This is a genomic window from Lysinibacillus sp. AR18-8, from assembly GCF_001705465.1.
Taxonomy (GTDB): domain Bacteria; phylum Bacillota; class Bacilli; order Bacillales_A; family Planococcaceae; genus Lysinibacillus; species Lysinibacillus capsici.
Window position 1 is genome coordinate 61,965 of the sequence record NZ_MDGU01000054.1, and the last position, 19,133, is coordinate 81,097.

Below are 19,133 nucleotides of genomic sequence, written 5' to 3' on the forward strand. Positions count from 1 at the left end.
GATTATTTCCATCTCTTTACAATGCCATAGTTCATTTCATAGGCCTCCTGTGCCATAGAAACCAACCATTGATGGAACTGTCCGAGCGTTCGTCGGTATAATTCTACTTCATCACTAGCATAAGGAGGTTCATCAAACAGTTCATTGGATACCACAAAAAAAGTCAAATCCTTCTTCAGTAGTGATTGGATCGCCTGCTTGACGGCCTGTAGCTTCTTAGCTAAACAACCAGGCTGTTGTAAACAGGGTGTCCCCTTGTCATAGCCTTCGTAAAAAGCATTGGTCAGCCAAGTTGTCACGCAATCCCACAGCACCACATCTCCATCCTGAAGTGTCTCAAATACTTCAGAAATTGCATAGGGAGCCTCCACCGTCAGCCATTGTACAGGCTGTGCCTGGCGATCTGCCTGATGCCGTAAGATTCTTTTTTCCATTTCATGATCTAAGGCAATACCCGAAGCCAAATAGAGCAAGCGTTTCGCTGTACATGCCTGTGCCTCATAATGCTGAAGCGCTGCTTGCTCGGCAAAATGGGATTTACCACTACGTACACCACCTGTAATAAAAATAAGCGCCATGTAGGACACCTCCTATTGTAAATGATGTAAATTACCAATATCCTTCACAAGCCATTGTTGACCTTGCCGTTCAATCACTGTCACACTTGTCCCATGAATGTATGGGGCCGCCCATAGCTCACTAATACTGCGCTGTAAAATAGCATTGATAATGCATTTAATCGTTACAGCGTGGGAGACAATGAGGATCGTTTCATTGTGATGTTGGGCTGCTATTTTTTTTAATGTAAACATCGCTCTTTCTGTTACAGCTCCAAAGCTTTCTGTATGACTCGCCACAAACTGCGCAGGGTAGTTCGTATATAGCTCATAATCAAGCTTATGTGTCGCCAGTATATCGTCGATTGTCTGCCCCTGCCATTTCCCTAAAAAGATCTCCCGTAAATCATCTTCATAGGCAATAGGCAGCTTGCGATTGGCCATCAAAATAGCCATCGTCTCTCTTGCACGACCACTTGAACTACAATAAGCAGCGGTAAAAGGAATCTGTTGCAGTTGCTTGTGAAGTTTTTCAGCCGCTGCTCTACCGTTTTCCGTTAATGGAGAATCCAGCCACCCCTGTAGTCGATGCTCCTGATTCCATTGTGTTTCCCCATGTCTTACTAGATAAAAAGTTGTCACTTTTCTCTCCCCTTATTTAGGTTAAACCACGTTTGTAGACAATTATGTAAAGATGTCATGGCTGCAATGTCTTTTATGCCAATACGGAACCACTCACCCTGCAAACCTTGAAAGTTTTTTGTGTGACGCAGCACAACACCCTGTGCAAGACAATAGGTGAAAAAGGCGTCTGCTTGCTGTGTTTTCGGTAAGGAGAAGCACACATAATTCGTTACACTATTCGTTACTTGGCAGCCATTGTCCTGTAAGTAACGATGCAGCCATTCCCTTTGCGCAGCGGCATAGGTAATTGCCTGCTGACAATAGTGCTGTTCGTCTAAACAGCTTGCCCCAATTACAAGCGCAAAGGCATTTAAATTCCAATGCGGTAGCATTTCTTTTAAGGCGCTCACAATTGTAGCATGCGCAACCAAATACCCAAGTCGTAAACCTGGAATCGCATACATTTTAGTCATCGAACGAACGACAATAACATGTGGGTTTTGGGCACTAAACTGAATCAGCGAATGCGCCTCATCTACCCAATCCATAAATGCCTCATCGATAACAAGCTCACAGTTAACGATTGCTCCGTGTGCGATTAAGGCGAGTAAATCTTCCTTATTTGGCAATACGCCAGTTGGATTATTAGGTGTACAAAGATAAACAGCATCTGCCGTCAACATTTCCTGCTGTAGCTGCTCTAATGGCAATGTGTAATTGATAAAATCTGTCACGACAATAGGAACAATTGTAGCACCTGCAGCACGCAATGTTCGCTCATACTCTGAAAAAGTTGGATGCACAATGATGACACGCTTATTGGCATAGCGTCTTGCTAGTACACTAAAAAGCTCTGAAGCCCCATTGCCTAGTAAAATCGTATTCTTTGCTACTTGATGAAAAGCAGCGACCTTCGTTAAAAAAGGCTCCCCATCTGGATCTGGATAGCGCTGAATTAGTGGATAAAAAGTACGCCAACGTGCCTCCACAAAGGCTGGTGGTCCTGCCGCATTGACATTTTCGCTGAAATCATACACCACCTCAGGCATCGTTAAGCCTAATTGCTGATAAACATTTTGCGGATTTGCTCCGTGATTAGGTAACCGCATAAATTAACACCTCCACTGCTAACATAACAAGCGCAAACAGTACTGTGGCAATACGCATATGAATAATGGACGTTGCAATATGCTCTTTCGTTAATGGCACTAATTTTTCCCCCATAATTGCTCGATGAGAAACAACGCCCTGATACGTATTTTTTCCTCCTAGCTGTACACCAAGCTGCACTGCAGTCGCTGCCTCTAAATAGCCACTATTTGGACTAGGATGTTTCTTAGCGTCCTGTACCCAACGCTTTAAGCGCTTGCCAAGCGAACGATCTGTTTCATTTTTCGTACCAAGCACGATCAGTAAGCCTGTAATGCGACTTGGAATAAAATTCAGGACATCATCAAGCTTGGCTGAAAACATACCAAAGTCTTTATATTTTTCATTTTTATAGCCCACCATCGAATCTAAGGTATTGACAGCCTTATAGCCCCATAAACCAATTGCCCCAAATAGAAAGGCATAAAAGAGTGGAGCTGTCACACCATCACTTGTATTCTCAGAAACCGTTTCTACCACACCACGCACAATTTCATCCTCACCTAGTTTATCGGTATCACGTCCGACAATCCAAGACAGCTTAACACGTGCTTCCGAAAAATCCCCTTTGACAAGCGGCTCATAGACAGCCATCGCCGCCTCCTTCAAGCTCCGCTGTGCCAGTCCGATACCAATCAGCAGACCCTCTACAAGGATGCCAAAAATGATACTCACCTGATAGCTTAGTAATAGAATTAGCGTCACCACAAACATGGTCGTGCCAACAACAGCAAGTGCCATCACTGTCCCACGTAGCTTGCGCCATTTGCCCTTATTCCATAAAGCTGTTTGCGATTGAATCAAGTGTCCAATCCAGCGTACAGGATGAGGAAGCTTCGGAGGGTCCCCTACTACTAAATCAAAAATAAGCCCTATGATGCAGGCAATCACGATAGCAATCATTTAGACCTCTCCTCTTTATCTTTTTTGTATTTTCTAACCGCCTCACACATCGTTTCATAAACACCATAGCCAATGATCTTGCCAAGCATGGTGATGGGACCTGCATATTGATGGAAGTCCCCTTCTTCTGTCGAGGCAATAAGCAAGCTATCAGTAGATGTACCTGTAGCTAGCGTGCCTGTCGTAGGATCCGTAACACCTTCATCTACTAAAGCCTTGACCTTGGCTTCCGTAGTTGAAATCATTGCCTGAAAAAGTGCCTCATCAGACAGCTTGCCATTGATCAGCACCCAAGTATTAATGGTGCCTGCATGGTACTGCTCCTCTCGTTGAAAAGCACGGGTAATATCCACCGCATTGCCAAGCCCTGCGGTAATCATAATGACAAGGTGGATTCCCTCATATGTAAAGTCACGAATAGTCGCAAACTTGGCTTGGACAGCCGTCATCATAGCCACTGTATTGTCATGCGGGAAATGCTGTGCCTGCAAAAACTGCAGCAATTCCTGATGTGGCTGTCGTTCATCATAGGTAATAGGCACCGTTCGATTCATCAGATGCGTATAATGACCAAAGCCTGGGTTATGCATGGCTGAGGATACAACCTTCATGGCTGAAGCTGTTTGAAGGGCAACATAATTGTCAAAAATATCAATGCAATCCTTAGTAAGTATAGGCAATCAATCGCCTCCTCGCGATAAAGTTATGACGGAACATAAAAAAACAAATTCTTACAAAGAAGAATTTGTACGGTCGATTCTTTATTAAAATTTGAACCTTCTGAACATTTGTACAGAATAACAACTTCATAATACTCAAATTATTTATTTTCTTTGAAATTGTATCATAACTTTGGCTATTGTCACAATTCCATTTTCAAAGTGTTATTGCTGCTTTTGTTTGAGATTCTTAAAGCGGATGACAGAGCCGACGATAATAAAGACCCACCCAATGCCTATGTAAACAATTTTCATTGTTTTTGTCGATGACGGTAAAATATCCATAATCGTTAAACAGACAAAAAGTATCCCGATGATTGAAAAAAGCATACCGATTGTTAAATTCTTCACGAATAACCCTCCCAACTATGTACGCCCTCGATTTTACCGTATTCTCGGCAAAAAGAAAACACTAATCCAAGCAAGAAACACTTGGATTAGTGACGATTGTGTCATTATGCTTTTGCATGGGCAAAAAACTCTTCATATAACGCTTGTAAAATGCGGTTTTCATATTCCTGAAGGACACCAAACACGAGGCTCACTTCAGAAGAACCTTGATTGATCATTTCAATATTTGCGCCAGTTTTTGAAATCGCTGTGGCAGCACGGGCAGCTAATCCTGTGTTATGACGCATCCCTTCGCCCACAATCACGATCATGGAAAAACCGTGACGCATTTCTACATACTCTGCATGTAGCTCTTCTTTCACACGACTAAGAATGCGTGCTTCATTTTCTGGTGTTAGTTGATTCGAACGCATGATGACAGAAATATCGTCTAAACCAGATGGTGTGTGTTCATAAGAAATATTTTCATCTTCTAAAATTTGGAGTAGCTTACGTCCAAAGCCTACCTCACGATTCATCAAATATTTAGAGACATATAAAGTTGAAAAGCCACTGTCTGCCGAAATACCTGTAACTGGACGACCTGTTGCAGGACGGCTTGGTACAATACGTGTACCTGGGGCTGATGGATTATTTGTATTTTTTATGTTAACGGGCACCCCAATCTTGTAGACAGGCATTAACGCTTCATCATGGAACACTGAAAAGCCTGCATATGATAATTCGCGCATTTCGCGATACGTAATTTCTTTAATTTCCACTGGATCGTTGACGACTTTCGGATTCGCGGAGAACACACAATCCACATCCGTAAAGTTTTCATACAGCTCCGCTTCAACGGCTGCTGCTAAAATAGAGCCTGTAATATCAGAGCCACCGCGGTCAAATGTTCGCAATACGCCCGCTTTAGTGTAACCGAAGAACCCTGGGAACACAATAATTTCTTTTGTGTCTTTTAAAGGGGCTAAATTAGCATACGCTTCAGGTAATGCAAAGGTTCTTTCTGGTAAATCATTGACCACTAAACCTTCTTTAGGACTGACATAGCGTGCGGGCATACCAATGGTATTAAAGTAAGCTGCAATAAGCTTGGCGTTATTATCTTCACCTGCTGCTTTAATACTATCGATGAATAATTCCACATTTGTTTTGTCACCTTGTACACGTTCACGTAAATCTTCTGCGATTACGTCACAAATGGCATTATCTAGCCCCAAACCATCAGCAATCGCTCTAAAACGATCCACAACAGTTTGCAATTTTTCCTCTGTATTCTCTTGTAGTAACGCTGCATTTGCTAATTGTATTAATAGGTCAGTTACTTTTATATCGTCACCAGAACGTTTCCCTGGTGCTGAAACGGCAACAATCTTACGCGCCGGATTAGATTTTACAATGTTTGCTACTTTTTGTATTTGTTCTGCACTTGCTACAGATGTTCCACCAAATTTACACACGATCATATCTATCAAATCCTAACTTTTTCAAATTAATTGTATTCCTCCACAAAACAATTGACTGTACACAGTGTACAAATTATCGTTTCCTACGTCAATACAATTTAAAAAATTCACGCAATTTTTCGAGAAATATGGACAATTTTCGTACTGTTTGATTTATTATACGGATTTCACATGAAATAGTTAAGGTTTTTGTGAATTTTTTTTCGTGACGTTCACATAATCGTGAAATTTTCGGTTTTGACTTTCTTCTATATAAATGAAGAAAACGCTTACTCCATTTATGATATGCACAAATATCCACTATGTCTGTGCTATTTTTGTATGTATCAGGGATTCCTTCAGCAAGGCTTTTTCTTTTATTTATGAGGTTTTTCGCTCGTTCCTGAGGCCTTTATGGAGTGACTGTGGATATAAAAAAACTAGGCTCACGTCGAGTGATGCCTAGTTTTTTTTTGCTATTGGATTAAATGGCTGTCCAGCCGCCATCGATTACGAGCTCTGCGCCTGTCATAAAGCGGGATTCGTCTGACGCTAAGAACACTACGCCATAAGCTACATCTTCAGGTTCACCGAAGTATGGTAATTGCGTGTAAGCTTGATAGTATGGCAATGCACCGCCCTCTTCCATCGTAGGCGCTGTCATTGGTGTTACAATAATGCCTGGATGAACAGAATTCACACGAATTTTATCTTTACCATATTCAATCGCAGCCGATTTAGAAAGCACACGAAGCGCTCCTTTTGCTGCTGTATAGGGGCTTGTACCAGCCATTCCCACGATTCCACCGATCGAAGAAATATTGATAATTGAACCACCGCCAGCTTTTTGCATTTCAGGAATCATATATTTCATGCCAATGATACAACCATTCAGGTTAATATCCATAATTTTATTCCATTCAGCCATTTCCATGTTGGCAATTGTTTTAGGTGATGAAACGCCCGCATTGTTGACGAGGATATCTACTTTGCCATATGCCTTTACAGCCTCGGCAATCACTGCTTTCCACTCATCCTCAGAAGTAACATTATGTTGAAGACCAATAATGTCCCCACCATTTTCTTTAATTTCTTTTACTAAATTATTCAAGGGCTCGATTTGTACATCTGTTGCAATGACCTTTGCGCCTTCTTGTGCAAATAGTTTTGCCTCAGAAGCGCCCATTCCCATTGCTGCTCCTGTAATAATTGCTACTTTCCCATTTAAACGACCCATCATAAAACTCCCTTTCTTCTATATAAATGAACAATTCGTGAACACGTTAACAACTAGTTGTATTATCGACACGGTGTCGTTAATATAATTATAACGCGCAATTGAAAAAGGGCAAACAACACCAAAGCCCATAATGATGCTTTCACAACACTTGCAATCGGACTGTTGTTTAAATTGAAAATTTAATACAAGGAGCTTCAAAATGTCGAAAAAAATGGACCCTCGCGTCATCAGAACGCGCCAATTATTAAGAGATGCACTAGTGGCATTAATTGATGAACAAGGCTATGAAAAGATTACGGTACAAGATATTACACAACGGGCTACATTAAACCGTGCCACTTTTTATTTACATTACCGTGATAAATTAGACCTTCTCTATCAAAGCTCAGAAGAAGCCTTGCATGAGCTTGTAAGTAGTATCCATCCACCCTTCGAAGAGAAGAAGGATTTTGATTTATTACCAAATTATGACCAGCCACATGAGACATTTATGCATTTATTTGAACAAATAGCGCTGAATAGTAAGCTATACAAGGTCTATCTCACAGAAAAAAATATCCCTTATTTCTCCGATGGTCTTAAAGACATTATTATCAATTTTGTCTCGAGCGGCATTCAAATGATGGAGCCTGACGACCAAAAGCTGACCGTGCCGCGCGAAATGGCCGTCCGTTTTTATGCAGCCGCCTTTCTTGAAGTAATCGTCTGGTGGTTAGAAAATGATATGCCCTATACCCCCAAATTTATGGCGACCCAGTTAATGCGTATTACCATTAAAGGCCCTTATATTGACAACCCTTTTGAAAGATAAAGCAGAACACCAAATTTCAATTAACAACAAAAACAAAAGGTAATCACAACGCAAATGTGATTACCTTTCTCTATTTGTCTCGAAAGTTATACGATTTTCATGTTTAATTCTCTAGTAGGGTTATAGAATTGTAACCATTTATCCGCTTCACTGATCATCCACGTTCCAAATTCATTTAAAAACAATAACAAAACGTTCGTATCGATTATGGGTGTTATTGCATATTCAAGTGCCCTTCTCATGTCGCTTTCCTTGTCAGGGAAATATTCTGAGAACCGTTTATAGGCGGGGTATAAATCCCTTGTATAGGTGTTTTCCTTTGTTATGACAAGTGCAAGCCCTGCTCTTACTATAATTTTCATAATCCACTTACAACAATCTTTAATATCCTCTCTATCCGAATTATCTTGAAGATCATCACAGGCATTTTTTATTTGCCCCTGCAAATGAATAAGGTGGTCATTCGCTAAAGCCTCGTTCGCTTTATATCTTGGTAATCGAGGTATTAAATCCTCTCCAAAGACACATATACTATGGGTTTGGAGGATGAAACTAATGATTGAAAAAGATGTCGTATTTAAAATATCTTCTTTGCCGAATACACTTAGCTCAATCCCATCTACACAATCATGGTTTTGAGTTAAAGCTTGCTCTACTTCTTTTATCCGCTTTACCTGCTGTTTTTTAGGCTTATGCTTCGTAACCGCTATTGTGTCTAAGTCAGCTACTCCTTCAATACCTATACCCTTTGGAATCGATCCCCTTATATAAATGCTATGTAAGTCATCTTGGAGAAGGGTGCGATAGGTATGAACCACATCGTTGATGACAGCAAGAAAAATAGGGTTGATTTTATTCCAATCTGCATGATTAATTATGTATCCATCACTATCCGTCAGACATAAGCTGCCAATTTCTTTTATAGTCGTCATTACATCGCTCCTTTTATGTGACTGATTTACTTAATAATGGATAGCATGTCCTATACAAACACACTATCCTACTTTCATGTTGGAAGTCCTTTGAAACTAACAGCATTTACTTTTCTTTAAATTCAAATTCAATTTTTCCTTCTACCAAACGTAGGGCTGCATTAAATTGTTTGCCATTCTTTGATTTAAAGCCTTTCAAAATAGCAGTTTTCCCACTCTTACATAAATCATGGATGTTTTTTTCCGTTAGTTTTTTTCCTAATAGCCTTTGTGGGAACGTTTGCTTACAACCATTTTTATAATTCGAACATCCGTAAAAGCTTTTACGCAAGCCTATTTTCCCTTCCTTGCATGCTGGGCACATGGCAATATCTTTGACCACAGCTGGTTTAAACTGCTCTGCTTCAATTGTCAGTGACTCTAACTGTTTAGGCACCTCTGCTATTAATTGATGAATAAACTTGCCTATGCTCTCAATAAAATGCTTGGCAGAGCCTTCCCCATGGCCAATTTTATGTAAGTAAATTTCCCATTTGGCCGTCATGGAAGGACTTGACAGTAATGTTCCTTCAATTGCCTGACATAAAAGCTGTCCTTTCGGTGTAATGCTCACGATATTTTTTCGTACTTCAATAAATCCATGCTTCTTAATCGTCTCGATAATGCCACTTCGAGTTGCTTCCGTCCCAATCCCTTCAATCGATTTCAGCACCTCGATTTCCTCTTCATCCTCAACCGATTTACCACAGGTTTTCATCATCGTAATGAGTTGACCTTCTGTATAGGGCTTCGGAGGTGTTGTCGTGCCTTCTAGTATAGCAATCTTACTTTGTACCAGCTCATCTTGGAAGACAACAGGTAAAGACTCCTCACGCGCCTGCACCTCTGTCTCATTTGAAAATAATTCTTTCCAGCCTTTGACAAACTCTGTTTTCCCTACTGTTTTAAACTCTACATTTTTGACATTCGTGATAATCGTTTTTTCATCGTATTCATAATCCTGATGAAACATAGCGAGTGTCGTATTGAGGATTTCAAAATAAATATTTCGTTCATCAGCATTCATGGATTGCAACGCTTTGGCGGTCGGTATTTTTTTCGTTGGAATTATCGCATAGTGCTCCCCAACATTGACACTGTCGACATAGCGCTTGTTCTTCCCTCTATTGATTGGTTGAAATGCTTTTCCCACGAGCTGCTGATAGTTTCCTAATGATTCATTTAAATAAGCAAACTCATTATGTGTAATGAGCTGTGAATCGGTACGTGGGTAAGAAACGAGCTTTTTCTCATAAAGTGATTGCGTAAGTTTCAACACATGTGATGGACTGTATTTCCAACGTTTATTGGCAGCCGCTTGTAAAGTTGATAGCGCATGTAGTTTAGGTGGTGCCATCCGCTTCGTTTTGTTCGTGACACTTGTAATGAGACCTGTATCATTCGGTTCAATCCCATGCTGTTGCAATAACTGCACTGCCTCAGCCCGCTCTTTTGTCTTTAGCTTCGCCTTCCCTTTATATACACCATTTTGAGCTTTAAATACCCCTTCGATTTCATAAAATTTTTCAGGCTTGAACTGTTCAATTTCCTGCTGTCTTTTATAAATTAAATAGACGGTTGGCGATTGTACTCGTCCGATGGAGATACTGCCCTTGAAGCCCTTTTTCTGCAACAGTAGCGTATAGAGGCGACTACAGTTCATACCCACTAGCCAATCGCTAATTTGACGCGTTTTAGCTTCTTGGTACATAAGCAAATCACGCTCATTACCTTGCATATGATTAAAACCTTTTCGGATTTCCTCCACTTCTAATGAATTGATCCATAATCGTTTAACTGGCTTATTTACTTTTGTCATTTTCAAAAGGGAGTAGAAGATATTTGAACCCTCACGTTCACTATCACAGCAGTTATAAATCATTGTTACTTGGGGATCACTAAAGATTTTTTTGACTGCATTGAATTGTGGATACATTTTAGAGACCACTTTATCTTCAAATTTTTGCGGAATGATCGGTAATGAAGCAAGCGACCACTTCTCCCATTCCTTCTGATATTCTTTCGGCTCCTTTAATTCAACAAGATGACCAACCGCCCAGGTAATAACTGCACCATGAGGAAAAGTAGCACAAGGTTCCAGTTCAATAAAGGTTTTCTCTTTTTGCTTCACTTTAAAGGCGTCTGCATATGCTCTTGCTTGAGATGGTTTCTCTGCTAATATAGCAATTTTCCCCATTTATCATCACATCTTCTTTACAATATTTTAGTAGCTTTTCTATAAAAACATAAAACTCAACTAATCAGATTAGTTGAGTTGATGGTGAAATACCTTACTACTATTTTACTTTAAACCATATAAAATAGCACTTACTAAAATCTTTGACCTCTTTTAAAGCAAATTATAAAGAAGCAAAAATTTTCTTTACCCATTCAAGATACGCTCGCATATAGTATTCCTGCTTAAAGCCATGATTCTGGTCCTCTGCTACTATCACAGTCACATCCGCGTCTGCGTTTCGTGCAGATTGGATATACTCCTGTGGACCTTTTACCCCGATTGCTAAATCCTTTGTCCCATAAGCTATAAACTGAGGTATATGAGCTGTTCTGAAATGCGTAGATAAATCTGTCTGCTGCAAGAGCTCTTCACGTTTTTCTGGATTTCTGACATCTTCATCATTAAAAGAAGCAAAGAGCATGGGCACATTATAGCGATACGTCAATGCAGGGTAAATCATAGCAGCAGATGCTACTTGATCATCAACAGCATCAATGGCATCAGGCTGATAACTAGCAGGAAACAGATTTTCTCCCTGAATAAGGTTAATAAAGCTACCCGTTTGATAGCCTCCAGCACTAAAACCTATTAAACCAATTCGATCTGGATGGAGACCATAATCATTGGCATGATAACGTAGAAATCGGACGGCACGCTGAACATCTAGCTGTGGAATAGGCCACTCATAGGGATTGGAACGATAGTGGAGAACGAATGCATTAATACCTGCTTTATTTAATGATGCAGCTACTTCCTTTCCTTCCGCTGTTCCTCCATCCATTTCCTTAAAGCCATAACCACCACCTGGCATAATAATGACGGCACTGTCACTGTTCGCTACCGTATAAGGAATCAGATAGGGCTCATCTTCATAGGTTGATTTTTCATAGCCCCCTTCAATTTCATGGACATAGGTAAAGGTATCAATGGCCGCTTCATTGTCTTTATAGTCTTCTCCCACAATGCCAGTGGAAAATTTGAATGTCGCCAAAAGTCTGTTAGGATTGCCCTTAATATTCATATTCTCTAGCTTACTTCCCGAATGATTACCTGCCACTTCTTCTCCCCAAATCTCCACCTTGTCTTCAATATCCGCAACTGGCTTGCCTGGTTTATTTCCGAACGGATTAATCACAAGAATAGCGTATCCAATCCCCATAAACAAAGTCAGTATAACTAGAAGGATTCCTGCCATCTTGGCTATTTTCTTCACTACCCTCATCATCATAACCTCCATTAAATTTACTTATGTATCGTTTACTATTTATTATCTCGGGTAAAGGATTATTAACCTTTAGCTCATTCTTTAGCAGATAACGATTGAGATCTTGTATAGCATCAATACAAGGTTGTATTCTTCCATTTTCTAAAGGATTAAAGTGACCCTTTAGAGGAAGCATGACGTATTCCTTACTAAAAAAATGCCACAAATTTTTAAAAAACTGCATACGTACCTTGTAATGACGTAAACTATAAAAACACAACAATAATTCTTTCGGAATATGAGGTAGGTATTGTAAAAAAGAAGGAGGGATACGATGTTTGATGAAGCTGCATATTTTATTTTTAGAGCACTGTTAATTTTAACTGTTTTGGTTGTTGTAGTTGGAATCCCACTTGGTGAAACACTGATTAGAAAAAAATAAAACTGCATCTAAATGGATGCAGTTTTTGATTTTTATCCTACTTTGTGTCGGTAATAGATTTTGGGATTGTTGAAATAATGAACTATATAGAAGTCTTAGAATGGATTTTCACCTTTTATAAAAGGAATAAAAACTACATAATTTGAACCAATAAAAATGAGCCAAAAGAGTACTGATGTACGTCGCTGTTTAAAGATATTACTTTCCTGAAAAATAAAAATACCGACAATCAAAGAGTATAAGACGAATAAAATATACGATAATCCAAACCAGTTTACCCATACGTCACCTGTAAATTGTATTCCAAAATTCTCGTATATAGGTCTTAAAATATAAGTTGTGAAAAGTAAACCAATCGATAGAATTACAATAATTTCGAGTAAACTAAGTACAACTTTCTTCCATTCATCCAAATAAATTACCTCATTTCTTCTGACAACATGAAAATATAAACCTGCGTAATGGTACAAACAAAGTTGCAATGTTGTTTAAGTAGAAAAAGGCTCTACTCCTTATTAAAGTAAGTCCGTTAAAACAATAGTAAAACACTATCATCCACCTTAAGGAATTGTATTACTCATAACCGTCACAAAGCCGTTCAACGAGGCTGTATCAATTAATTGAAGTATTCCCAGTCTTGCGGTATCACTGTAGACATACCAATGATTTGCAGTAGTATCATGCACCAAAACTCCGCCCAAGTCCCCCGTGGAAAAATAAATATCAAACCGTTTGATACTGTTCGAGTCTTGGTCTAAAAAATCAAATTGCGCATTTTTATCATAGTCTCCTACTGGAATGGGATGAGAATTCCAAGGATTATAAGTAGGTGCTTCGATTTTACTTCCATTATTTTTTATAAAAGTATTATAAATAGCTTCGTTATAACCATTCCCATTGATTTGCTGTACGACTCCGCCTAATGTCATATGATATTCGTATTGCAATGCTTTTACTTTTATACCATCAATAAAGAGAGGCTGTGTCTCAACTGTTACTGTACCGTTTTTGTAAGTGATATTGCTGCCAAATGTTTCGGCAAGAAAACGCATCGGAACAAAAGTACGATTATTCTTCATATATGGCTCTACATCAAGCAGTTCTGTTTTACCGTTTTTCACCACTTGATTACGATTAAGTTTTAGTGTTACTTGTATATCTTTTTTAGTAAGGGTGATTTGGGCATCCGTCCATACAACATTTACCCCTAAATTTTCACTAATTACACGTAAAGGAACCATTGTCCGATTACTTTTAACTTCTGGATTTACATCAGATGCAATTGTAACACCGTCAACTTTTATTTGAAAATCGGCTGCATATGCCGGTGACGAAGTCATGATTAGAATCAACCCAAGAAAAATTCCTGAGAACACTTTTTTCAACTTTGAACACTCCTTTTCTTAAAACTCACTATTCTCCCCAAAAATACATTCCACTAAATATTTTACCATAAAAATCCACCTATATCGTTAAACTATCATGCTCTTTATTCAATCTACATGACCCATAAAAGAAGACGCGTTTCGAAATAAACGCGTCCGATTGTTAGATAAAGATACTGGTGAAAATTAGAATTGATGTCCTTTCTAAAAACCTAATAAATTCCCCTACTAAAGGCTGGCTGCCAAATTCCTTGGGCATTTTTCTCCATACCTAGCTCAATTGGTCCTTCAAGTGAAATAAATTTTACAACTCCTGTTGTATCTGTTTGTTGCTCAAACTCCGCATGTTCTAGCCCAGCAAAGAGGTTTGCAATAATAAGACGATTTATTTCCTTTGTAAACAACTCCTGACGTACGATTTTCGTTTTCTCATAATGTCTTCGAACACTTTCTGTTTCTTCGTTCTTATTTGTTGTAAACAATGCTTCGTATGTTTCATAATCTTTTTCAATATCACTCAATAAAAACATTTTAGTAATCGCTTGGGGTGTCATATTTTTTAACTTTTCAATATTATAATCCGCTTTAAAGGCATCAAAAACTTGCTGCTCCTGTTCAGACAATTCAAATGTTAGCTCAAAATTTTGGAAGCCTACGACCTTACCGACTAATTGCCCCTCACTAATTTTCATAATCGTATGGCCTTCGTCACTGTCATAAACAACCATTTCTTTTTCTTTCGCAGAAATCGATTTGTCATTGAATGGCGCTGGTCTTGTTCCAAAGTTATGAAAAAAGTAAGGGTTTTTCAATGGGTCATTGATATCCTCTTTTTTTATTTGCTTATTTAATCCATGTACTTTTAATGGGGTATCCTCTACTAAAATTTGCCCTTGCTTCATTGTTACATGATCATTCCCTAATCCTAATACAGTTGAAACGACAAGCCCATCCGTTCCATAAAAAGCAATGTAATCTCCATACGTAATGGGGGCTTCCTTATCAATAATCATGGGTAAAAAATGCAACATCCATTGTTTTCCAAGTAGATGGGCATATTTCGGTTGAATGATGTCTAACGAAGAAACATCATCGACAATCGGTAGTAGCTCATTTTGCTGACTTGCGGTTTGTAGGTTATTCTTTTGAGAAAACTCAACGAATAGCATTAACCCAATAATGAAACAAGCTGCAATAGATACGGTGACAACCTGCCAGTTGAACTTTCTTTTTATGGGTTTCTTTTGCAATATACGTTGCTTGATGTCGTTTGTAAATGGGGCATCTTGTCGCAATTCTTCTTTTAGCTTGTCTTTAAATTCCTTCATAAAATATTGCCTCCAGTTCTGGATTTGTTTTCAACAATTCTCTCGCTCGACGAATCCTTGTACGAACGGTGTTTTGTGAGACGTTTATTAAACTAGCAATTTCAGAAACATCAAATTCTTCATAATAAAACAGTACAATGACTTCCCTATAATGAAGTGGTAATGCAAAGACAATTTGCTTTAAAGTTGCAAAATCTTCAGTTGCTATATATGTTTGCTCTACGGAGGGTTCAGTTCTACCTAGTGGTAAAAGCTTTGAAATAAATGATTTTCTCTTTTGTTTACGTAGTTCATCGTGACAGCAATTAATAGCGATACGGGTTAAATACGTTTTCAATGAAGCATCTTTTCTAAAATCGTCTTTATGTAATAAGTACTTCATGAGTACGTCCTGTGTAATCTCCTCTGCAAGCTGAAAATCCTTCATATATAAATAGCTAAGATGATACAAATATTCACCATATTGTTCTACGATTTGTTCCAACAACAACTCACCTCGTTTCAATCCTACTACTTAGACGCTCGTTTTCTAAAAAATTGTTCAATCTCCTGGAAATATTTTAGAATAGCCTTTTTATCAAGATTGCAGTAGTATGCAATGCACTTCTAGATGATGCAACAGTACCTATGTATTAGATGGGCTTACTGATAATGGCCCTTTTCATGAAGAAAGACGCTTTCCTATTATTTCAGAAAAGCGTCCGAGAAGATCGTTATTCAACTTTACCTATAGTTCGTTCAAGAAGGACTGTTCTTTTTTCGATTTGTTAAATAAATCTATTCTTTCTATTATACTTTCGTTCTTACTAGTATCCCACCATTCAACGATCACATAAATCTCATGTATATCTTTCAGTGTAATAAAGTCACCATTTTTATTGATGTATGGCCCTGCAATAGCACCAGTTGTATATTCTGCTATATTCGTCTCACCAGTAACTGAATCAGTATGAACGACTGAATCATCACTCTCGATAACCACATGCGTTTCAAAGTGGAAGAAATCTGTCATATACGTATTGACGTTTTTCATTTTTAAGGTCCCAAATCCTGCTTTAAAGTCTTCTGGTGTTATAACAATTTCATACCCAGTTAGATTCCAGCTTTCACTTTCACCCATCAATAATAAATAATAAGTATTACCACTTTTTTGAGCATTGCAGCCAGATAGTACAAAGAACGACAACATCAAATAAATGCAAGGCACTAAACCTTTTATATATTTCTTCATTCAATCCCCCTTTGAAAAATGAATGCAATTCAATTCTTTAAAAGAAAAAGACACGTTCCTAAATAAACGCGCCCTTTTCTGGAATAAAAAATGAGTTACTAACTATTCATAAACTTTTGTAGGCAACTTGAACGATTTGTTGTTCACCATTCTTCTCAAAAATCTTATAATTTTCCATCCCGATTTTTTCCGCAACTTTTTGGGATGGGATATTTTTTAAGGTCGTGTATGAAAATATTTCAGAATAGCCCAGAACATTCCATGCATATTCCTTACAAGCAGATGCCGCTTCTGTCGCATACCCCTTATTCCAATACGCTTTAATAATGTGAAAACCGATTTCAGGTAACCATACACCGTCAATGTTCTGCATGGTTATTCCACAATCACCGATAAATAGATCTCCTTCTTTTAAAACAACTGCCCATAGTCCGTGATTATATTGCTTATAATTTTTCTCATTCCATCTGATCCAATTTTTAACCTCTTCTTGATTAAAGGGATGAGGGTAATATTGCATAGATTCAGGGTCGGAAAGCACTTTTGATAATTCATGATGATCGTCCATTTTTAACGCTCTAAGGTATAATCGTTCCGTCTCGATTATCTTCAAAATACCCACCCTTTGCTTTTAATATATTTTGCTACAATATTTCATTTAGAAATGTGCAGTACCTGTTTTTACCCATTTGAAGCCAAAAAGTTACCCAAAGTAATGATGGACACACCAAACAACAAGAAACAGACTTACTATCCCCCAAGCAGTGGTACTCCATATCCACCAAACTACAGATCTTGCTTTTGATGAATTTCCCTCTTCTTCCATATTCAATTTTATAAAAGCGACCTTACTTTCCATATCTTTTTTCATAGAAGCGAGTACAACAAATCCAATTATTATGAAACCAATAGTTACCCAAAGTAGTAGGTCCACCTTTACACTCCCTTTATAGAATTGAATTTCACCGCAATTTATTATAATAATTAGATTCTACAAAGATAACAATATACCTTGTGTTAATTCAAGTGCGTTTAAGTATATCATGTATTAAAATGCTGAAACTTAAAGTGCCAGAAGCTTTGTTTGGAAACTTTACTTAAAAGAATGTTATTCAACAATTGGACCCAATGTTAAGATAAACACGCAAATGTAAGATGTATTGCTTTACTCAACAATATGACCCTTAAATGAAAAGGAGCAAAATAGATGGCCCTATCCCTCACTTTGCCTACTCTATCCATCACTTTTCACGTTGTATCCGCTACTTTTCATGTTTTAACCACTACTTCAGAGCCTATCCCTCACTTTGCCTGCTCTATCCATCACTTTTCACGTTGTATCCGCTACTTTTCATGTTTTAACCGCTACTTTAGAGCCTATTCCTCACTTTGCCTGCTCTGCCATTTGAGTGGTTGAACTAGAGTCATAAAATAAACCGACCCAATGGATCCGCCAAGTGCAATTAATTGCATGTGACGAGTACCTAATTCCCGCTTTAGTTGTGAATCTTGATGATTATCTTTCATAATGCTTACTCCTCATACGTTTAGATTTTCAAATACTTGTTCAAAAAAGGAATAAAAAAAACGCCCTTTTGGATTAACCAAAAGGACGATTCAACTCGTGTTACCACCTTTAATTTATAAGCAATTCACATTACTTACCTTAAGAAGTACGGTCATTTGACGATACTCTCGCACATGATTACGGGTGCTTACGGGTGTAGCCAACTTAGAATGATCTTTTCGGTACACAGCTCCAAGATGAATTCTCACTCGTTTTACATGCACCTCTCATCAACCGGTAGCTTTCTGTTCGTAAAAATAATTGATACTATTTTTTTCATAGCCTTTGTTCTAGCCATCTCACGAGAAAGAGTAGATTTTCGCTAAATAAAGCGCCCGATTGTAAAAGTCCCAAAAATTACCATTATCTTCATTACACTCTCTGAAAACCAAAAATATATTTCAATCATACGAACAGGCAACGAATATCTTACTTTTTGTTCTTTTGATATACAATAAAAGTAAGGCCATTTAATAGCAATGTAAAAATGAGAAGAACTGCTGTGGCTATCACGACTGCACGTGTCGTGTCCATGAGTGCCGTCCAATCCTCAATTTTTACTAAATGATAATTATAAAACATCTGAAAACTAATTGAAATAGCGCAGGCACTGATGCTGAGAACGGCAAGGATGCCCCAATTAGAATGTTCATGTTTTTTATTTCCCATTAGATAAATAACCGGAAGTATCCAAGCGATTATTCCTAGTAAGAGACTGCCAATATTAAGCCAACCAATCATAACGAATCCCTCTTTCTATTTGTATTGCCGTTTAACAATACTTAACGGTAAATTGTAGGAAAGGTTTCAAATAACTGTATTATTCAACAATATTGCCATTTAAAAGAAAAAGACACGTTGATAAATAAACGCGCCCAATTGCCGAAAACTATTATTCAATTAAAACTACCATTATAAACTTTATCTTTTCGCTTCATTTGTATATGCGTAAGTCAAGTCCTAATTATTG

22 protein-coding genes are annotated in these 19,133 nt (G+C 38.2%); 1 reads left to right on the plus strand and 21 read right to left on the minus strand.

All coding sequences use genetic code 11. The features are described from left to right. Window positions 1-2 precede the first annotated feature (2 nt). From BFM98_RS23115 to BFM98_RS23150, 8 genes are all read right to left on the minus strand, one after another. Window positions 3-578: a bifunctional adenosylcobinamide kinase/adenosylcobinamide-phosphate guanylyltransferase gene (locus BFM98_RS23115; protein ID WP_048390634.1), complete on the minus strand. Its 576-nt coding sequence runs from the start codon at window positions 576-578 to the stop codon at window positions 3-5. Between the two features lie 12 nt (window positions 579-590). Further along, window positions 591-1,199, minus strand: coding sequence for a histidine phosphatase family protein (locus tag BFM98_RS23120; RefSeq protein ID WP_054548766.1), 609 nt, complete (start codon window positions 1,197-1,199; stop codon window positions 591-593). Beyond that, window positions 1,196-2,290: a pyridoxal phosphate-dependent aminotransferase gene (locus BFM98_RS23125; RefSeq protein ID WP_054548767.1), complete on the minus strand. Its 1,095-nt coding sequence runs from the start codon at window positions 2,288-2,290 to the stop codon at window positions 1,196-1,198. Before BFM98_RS23125 ends, BFM98_RS23120 begins: the two co-directional genes overlap by 4 nt. Beyond that, on the minus strand, window positions 2,277-3,233 hold the full coding sequence (gene cbiB / locus BFM98_RS23130; RefSeq protein WP_048390628.1) for an adenosylcobinamide-phosphate synthase CbiB: 957 nt from the start codon (window positions 3,231-3,233) through the stop codon (window positions 2,277-2,279). The genes BFM98_RS23125 and cbiB overlap by 14 nt, the downstream gene beginning before the upstream one ends. Continuing rightward, complete coding sequence (locus BFM98_RS23135) at window positions 3,230-3,913, minus strand: adenosylcobinamide amidohydrolase (protein ID WP_054548768.1); 684 nt, start codon at window positions 3,911-3,913, stop codon at window positions 3,230-3,232. Before BFM98_RS23135 ends, cbiB begins: the two co-directional genes overlap by 4 nt. Window positions 3,914-4,117: 204 nt before the next feature. Continuing rightward, window positions 4,118-4,303 (minus strand): hypothetical protein, encoded by a 186-nt coding sequence (locus tag BFM98_RS23140; RefSeq protein ID WP_048390624.1) that lies wholly within the window; start codon window positions 4,301-4,303, stop codon window positions 4,118-4,120. A gap of 104 nt (window positions 4,304-4,407) precedes the next feature. Beyond that, on the minus strand, window positions 4,408-5,766 hold the full coding sequence (locus tag BFM98_RS23145) for an aspartate kinase (protein ID WP_066038516.1): 1,359 nt from the start codon (window positions 5,764-5,766) through the stop codon (window positions 4,408-4,410). A gap of 463 nt (window positions 5,767-6,229) precedes the next feature. Beyond that, on the minus strand, window positions 6,230-6,982 hold the full coding sequence (locus tag BFM98_RS23150; RefSeq protein ID WP_054548769.1) for a glucose 1-dehydrogenase: 753 nt from the start codon (window positions 6,980-6,982) through the stop codon (window positions 6,230-6,232). A 202-nt stretch (window positions 6,983-7,184) separates the two neighbouring features. Between BFM98_RS23150 and BFM98_RS23155 the strand changes: the two genes are divergently transcribed. Next, the gene (locus BFM98_RS23155; RefSeq protein ID WP_009371039.1) at window positions 7,185-7,796 is read left to right on the plus strand and encodes a TetR/AcrR family transcriptional regulator; all 612 of its coding nucleotides are present in this window, start codon (window positions 7,185-7,187) and stop codon (window positions 7,794-7,796) included. Between the two features lie 86 nt (window positions 7,797-7,882). On the opposite strand, the gene BFM98_RS23160 is transcribed toward BFM98_RS23155, so the two are convergent. The 13 genes from BFM98_RS23160 to BFM98_RS23210 all read right to left on the minus strand — a co-directional run bounded on the left by BFM98_RS23160 (window position 7,883) and on the right by BFM98_RS23210 (window position 18,904). Then, window positions 7,883-8,728 (minus strand): nucleotidyltransferase, encoded by an 846-nt coding sequence (locus BFM98_RS23160; protein ID WP_066038517.1) that lies wholly within the window; start codon window positions 8,726-8,728, stop codon window positions 7,883-7,885. A 106-nt stretch (window positions 8,729-8,834) separates the two neighbouring features. Beyond that, on the minus strand, window positions 8,835-10,964 hold the full coding sequence (locus BFM98_RS23165; protein WP_066038518.1) for a type IA DNA topoisomerase: 2,130 nt from the start codon (window positions 10,962-10,964) through the stop codon (window positions 8,835-8,837). Between the two features lie 163 nt (window positions 10,965-11,127). Beyond that, complete coding sequence (locus tag BFM98_RS23170) at window positions 11,128-12,165, minus strand: alpha/beta hydrolase (protein ID WP_254660085.1); 1,038 nt, start codon at window positions 12,163-12,165, stop codon at window positions 11,128-11,130. Beyond that, window positions 12,134-12,454, minus strand: a complete 321-nt coding sequence (locus BFM98_RS24115; protein ID WP_175400804.1) for a hypothetical protein — start codon at window positions 12,452-12,454, stop codon at window positions 12,134-12,136. The genes BFM98_RS23170 and BFM98_RS24115 overlap by 32 nt, the downstream gene beginning before the upstream one ends. 293 nt (window positions 12,455-12,747) lie before the next feature. Then, window positions 12,748-13,065, minus strand: coding sequence for a hypothetical protein (locus BFM98_RS23175; protein WP_054548773.1), 318 nt, complete (start codon window positions 13,063-13,065; stop codon window positions 12,748-12,750). A 147-nt stretch (window positions 13,066-13,212) separates the two neighbouring features. Beyond that, window positions 13,213-14,037 carry a copper amine oxidase N-terminal domain-containing protein gene (locus tag BFM98_RS23180; protein ID WP_066038519.1) on the minus strand — a complete coding sequence of 275 codons (825 nt, stop codon included), beginning with the start codon at window positions 14,035-14,037 and terminating at the stop codon, window positions 13,213-13,215. A gap of 212 nt (window positions 14,038-14,249) precedes the next feature. Then, window positions 14,250-15,365 carry a hypothetical protein gene (locus BFM98_RS23185; protein WP_066038520.1) on the minus strand — a complete coding sequence of 372 codons (1,116 nt, stop codon included), beginning with the start codon at window positions 15,363-15,365 and terminating at the stop codon, window positions 14,250-14,252. Next, the gene (locus BFM98_RS23190) at window positions 15,352-15,849 is read right to left on the minus strand and encodes an RNA polymerase sigma factor (protein WP_066038521.1); all 498 of its coding nucleotides are present in this window, start codon (window positions 15,847-15,849) and stop codon (window positions 15,352-15,354) included. The genes BFM98_RS23185 and BFM98_RS23190 overlap by 14 nt, the downstream gene beginning before the upstream one ends. Before the next feature lie 243 nt (window positions 15,850-16,092). Continuing rightward, window positions 16,093-16,596: a hypothetical protein gene (locus tag BFM98_RS23195; RefSeq protein WP_066038522.1), complete on the minus strand. Its 504-nt coding sequence runs from the start codon at window positions 16,594-16,596 to the stop codon at window positions 16,093-16,095. Window positions 16,597-16,702: 106 nt separating this feature from the next. Next, window positions 16,703-17,209 (minus strand): GNAT family N-acetyltransferase, encoded by a 507-nt coding sequence (locus BFM98_RS23200; protein ID WP_083225430.1) that lies wholly within the window; start codon window positions 17,207-17,209, stop codon window positions 16,703-16,705. A 90-nt stretch (window positions 17,210-17,299) separates the two neighbouring features. Further along, on the minus strand, window positions 17,300-17,530 hold the full coding sequence (locus tag BFM98_RS24345) for a hypothetical protein (protein ID WP_066038523.1): 231 nt from the start codon (window positions 17,528-17,530) through the stop codon (window positions 17,300-17,302). Between the two features lie 443 nt (window positions 17,531-17,973). After that, on the minus strand, window positions 17,974-18,123 hold the full coding sequence (locus tag BFM98_RS24120) for a hypothetical protein (protein WP_175400805.1): 150 nt from the start codon (window positions 18,121-18,123) through the stop codon (window positions 17,974-17,976). A gap of 469 nt (window positions 18,124-18,592) precedes the next feature. Then, entirely contained in the window at window positions 18,593-18,904 is a 312-nt protein-coding gene (locus BFM98_RS23210; RefSeq protein WP_054548778.1) for a hypothetical protein, read from the minus strand. Window positions 18,905-19,133: the final 229 nt, after the last annotated feature.

Coding starts and splice junctions, on each gene's coding strand:
- BFM98_RS23115 (WP_048390634.1), bottom strand. CDS start 578: ATGGCGCTTATTTTTATTACAGGTGGTGTACGTAGTGGTAAATCCCAT.
- BFM98_RS23125 (WP_054548767.1), bottom strand. CDS start 2,290: ATGCGGTTACCTAATCACGGAGCAAATCCGCAAAATGTTTATCAGCAA.
- cbiB (WP_048390628.1), bottom strand. CDS start 3,233: ATGATTGCTATCGTGATTGCCTGCATCATAGGGCTTATTTTTGATTTA.
- BFM98_RS23145 (WP_066038516.1), bottom strand. CDS start 5,766: ATGATCGTGTGTAAATTTGGTGGAACATCTGTAGCAAGTGCAGAACAA.
- BFM98_RS23150 (WP_054548769.1), bottom strand. CDS start 6,982: ATGGGTCGTTTAAATGGGAAAGTAGCAATTATTACAGGAGCAGCAATG.
- BFM98_RS23155 (WP_009371039.1), top strand. CDS start 7,185: ATGTCGAAAAAAATGGACCCTCGCGTCATCAGAACGCGCCAATTATTA.
- BFM98_RS23160 (WP_066038517.1), bottom strand. CDS start 8,728: ATGACGACTATAAAAGAAATTGGCAGCTTATGTCTGACGGATAGTGAT.
- BFM98_RS23165 (WP_066038518.1), bottom strand. CDS start 10,964: ATGGGGAAAATTGCTATATTAGCAGAGAAACCATCTCAAGCAAGAGCA.
- BFM98_RS23170 (WP_254660085.1), bottom strand. CDS start 12,165: ATGGGGATTGGATACGCTATTCTTGTGATTAATCCGTTCGGAAATAAA.
- BFM98_RS24115 (WP_175400804.1), bottom strand. CDS start 12,454: ATGCAGTTTTTTAAAAATTTGTGGCATTTTTTTAGTAAGGAATACGTC.
- BFM98_RS23185 (WP_066038520.1), bottom strand. CDS start 15,365: ATGAAGGAATTTAAAGACAAGCTAAAAGAAGAATTGCGACAAGATGCC.
- BFM98_RS23195 (WP_066038522.1), bottom strand. CDS start 16,596: ATGAAGAAATATATAAAAGGTTTAGTGCCTTGCATTTATTTGATGTTG.
- BFM98_RS24120 (WP_175400805.1), bottom strand. CDS start 18,123: ATGAAAGATAATCATCAAGATTCACAACTAAAGCGGGAATTAGGTACT.
- BFM98_RS23210 (WP_054548778.1), bottom strand. CDS start 18,904: ATGATTGGTTGGCTTAATATTGGCAGTCTCTTACTAGGAATAATCGCT.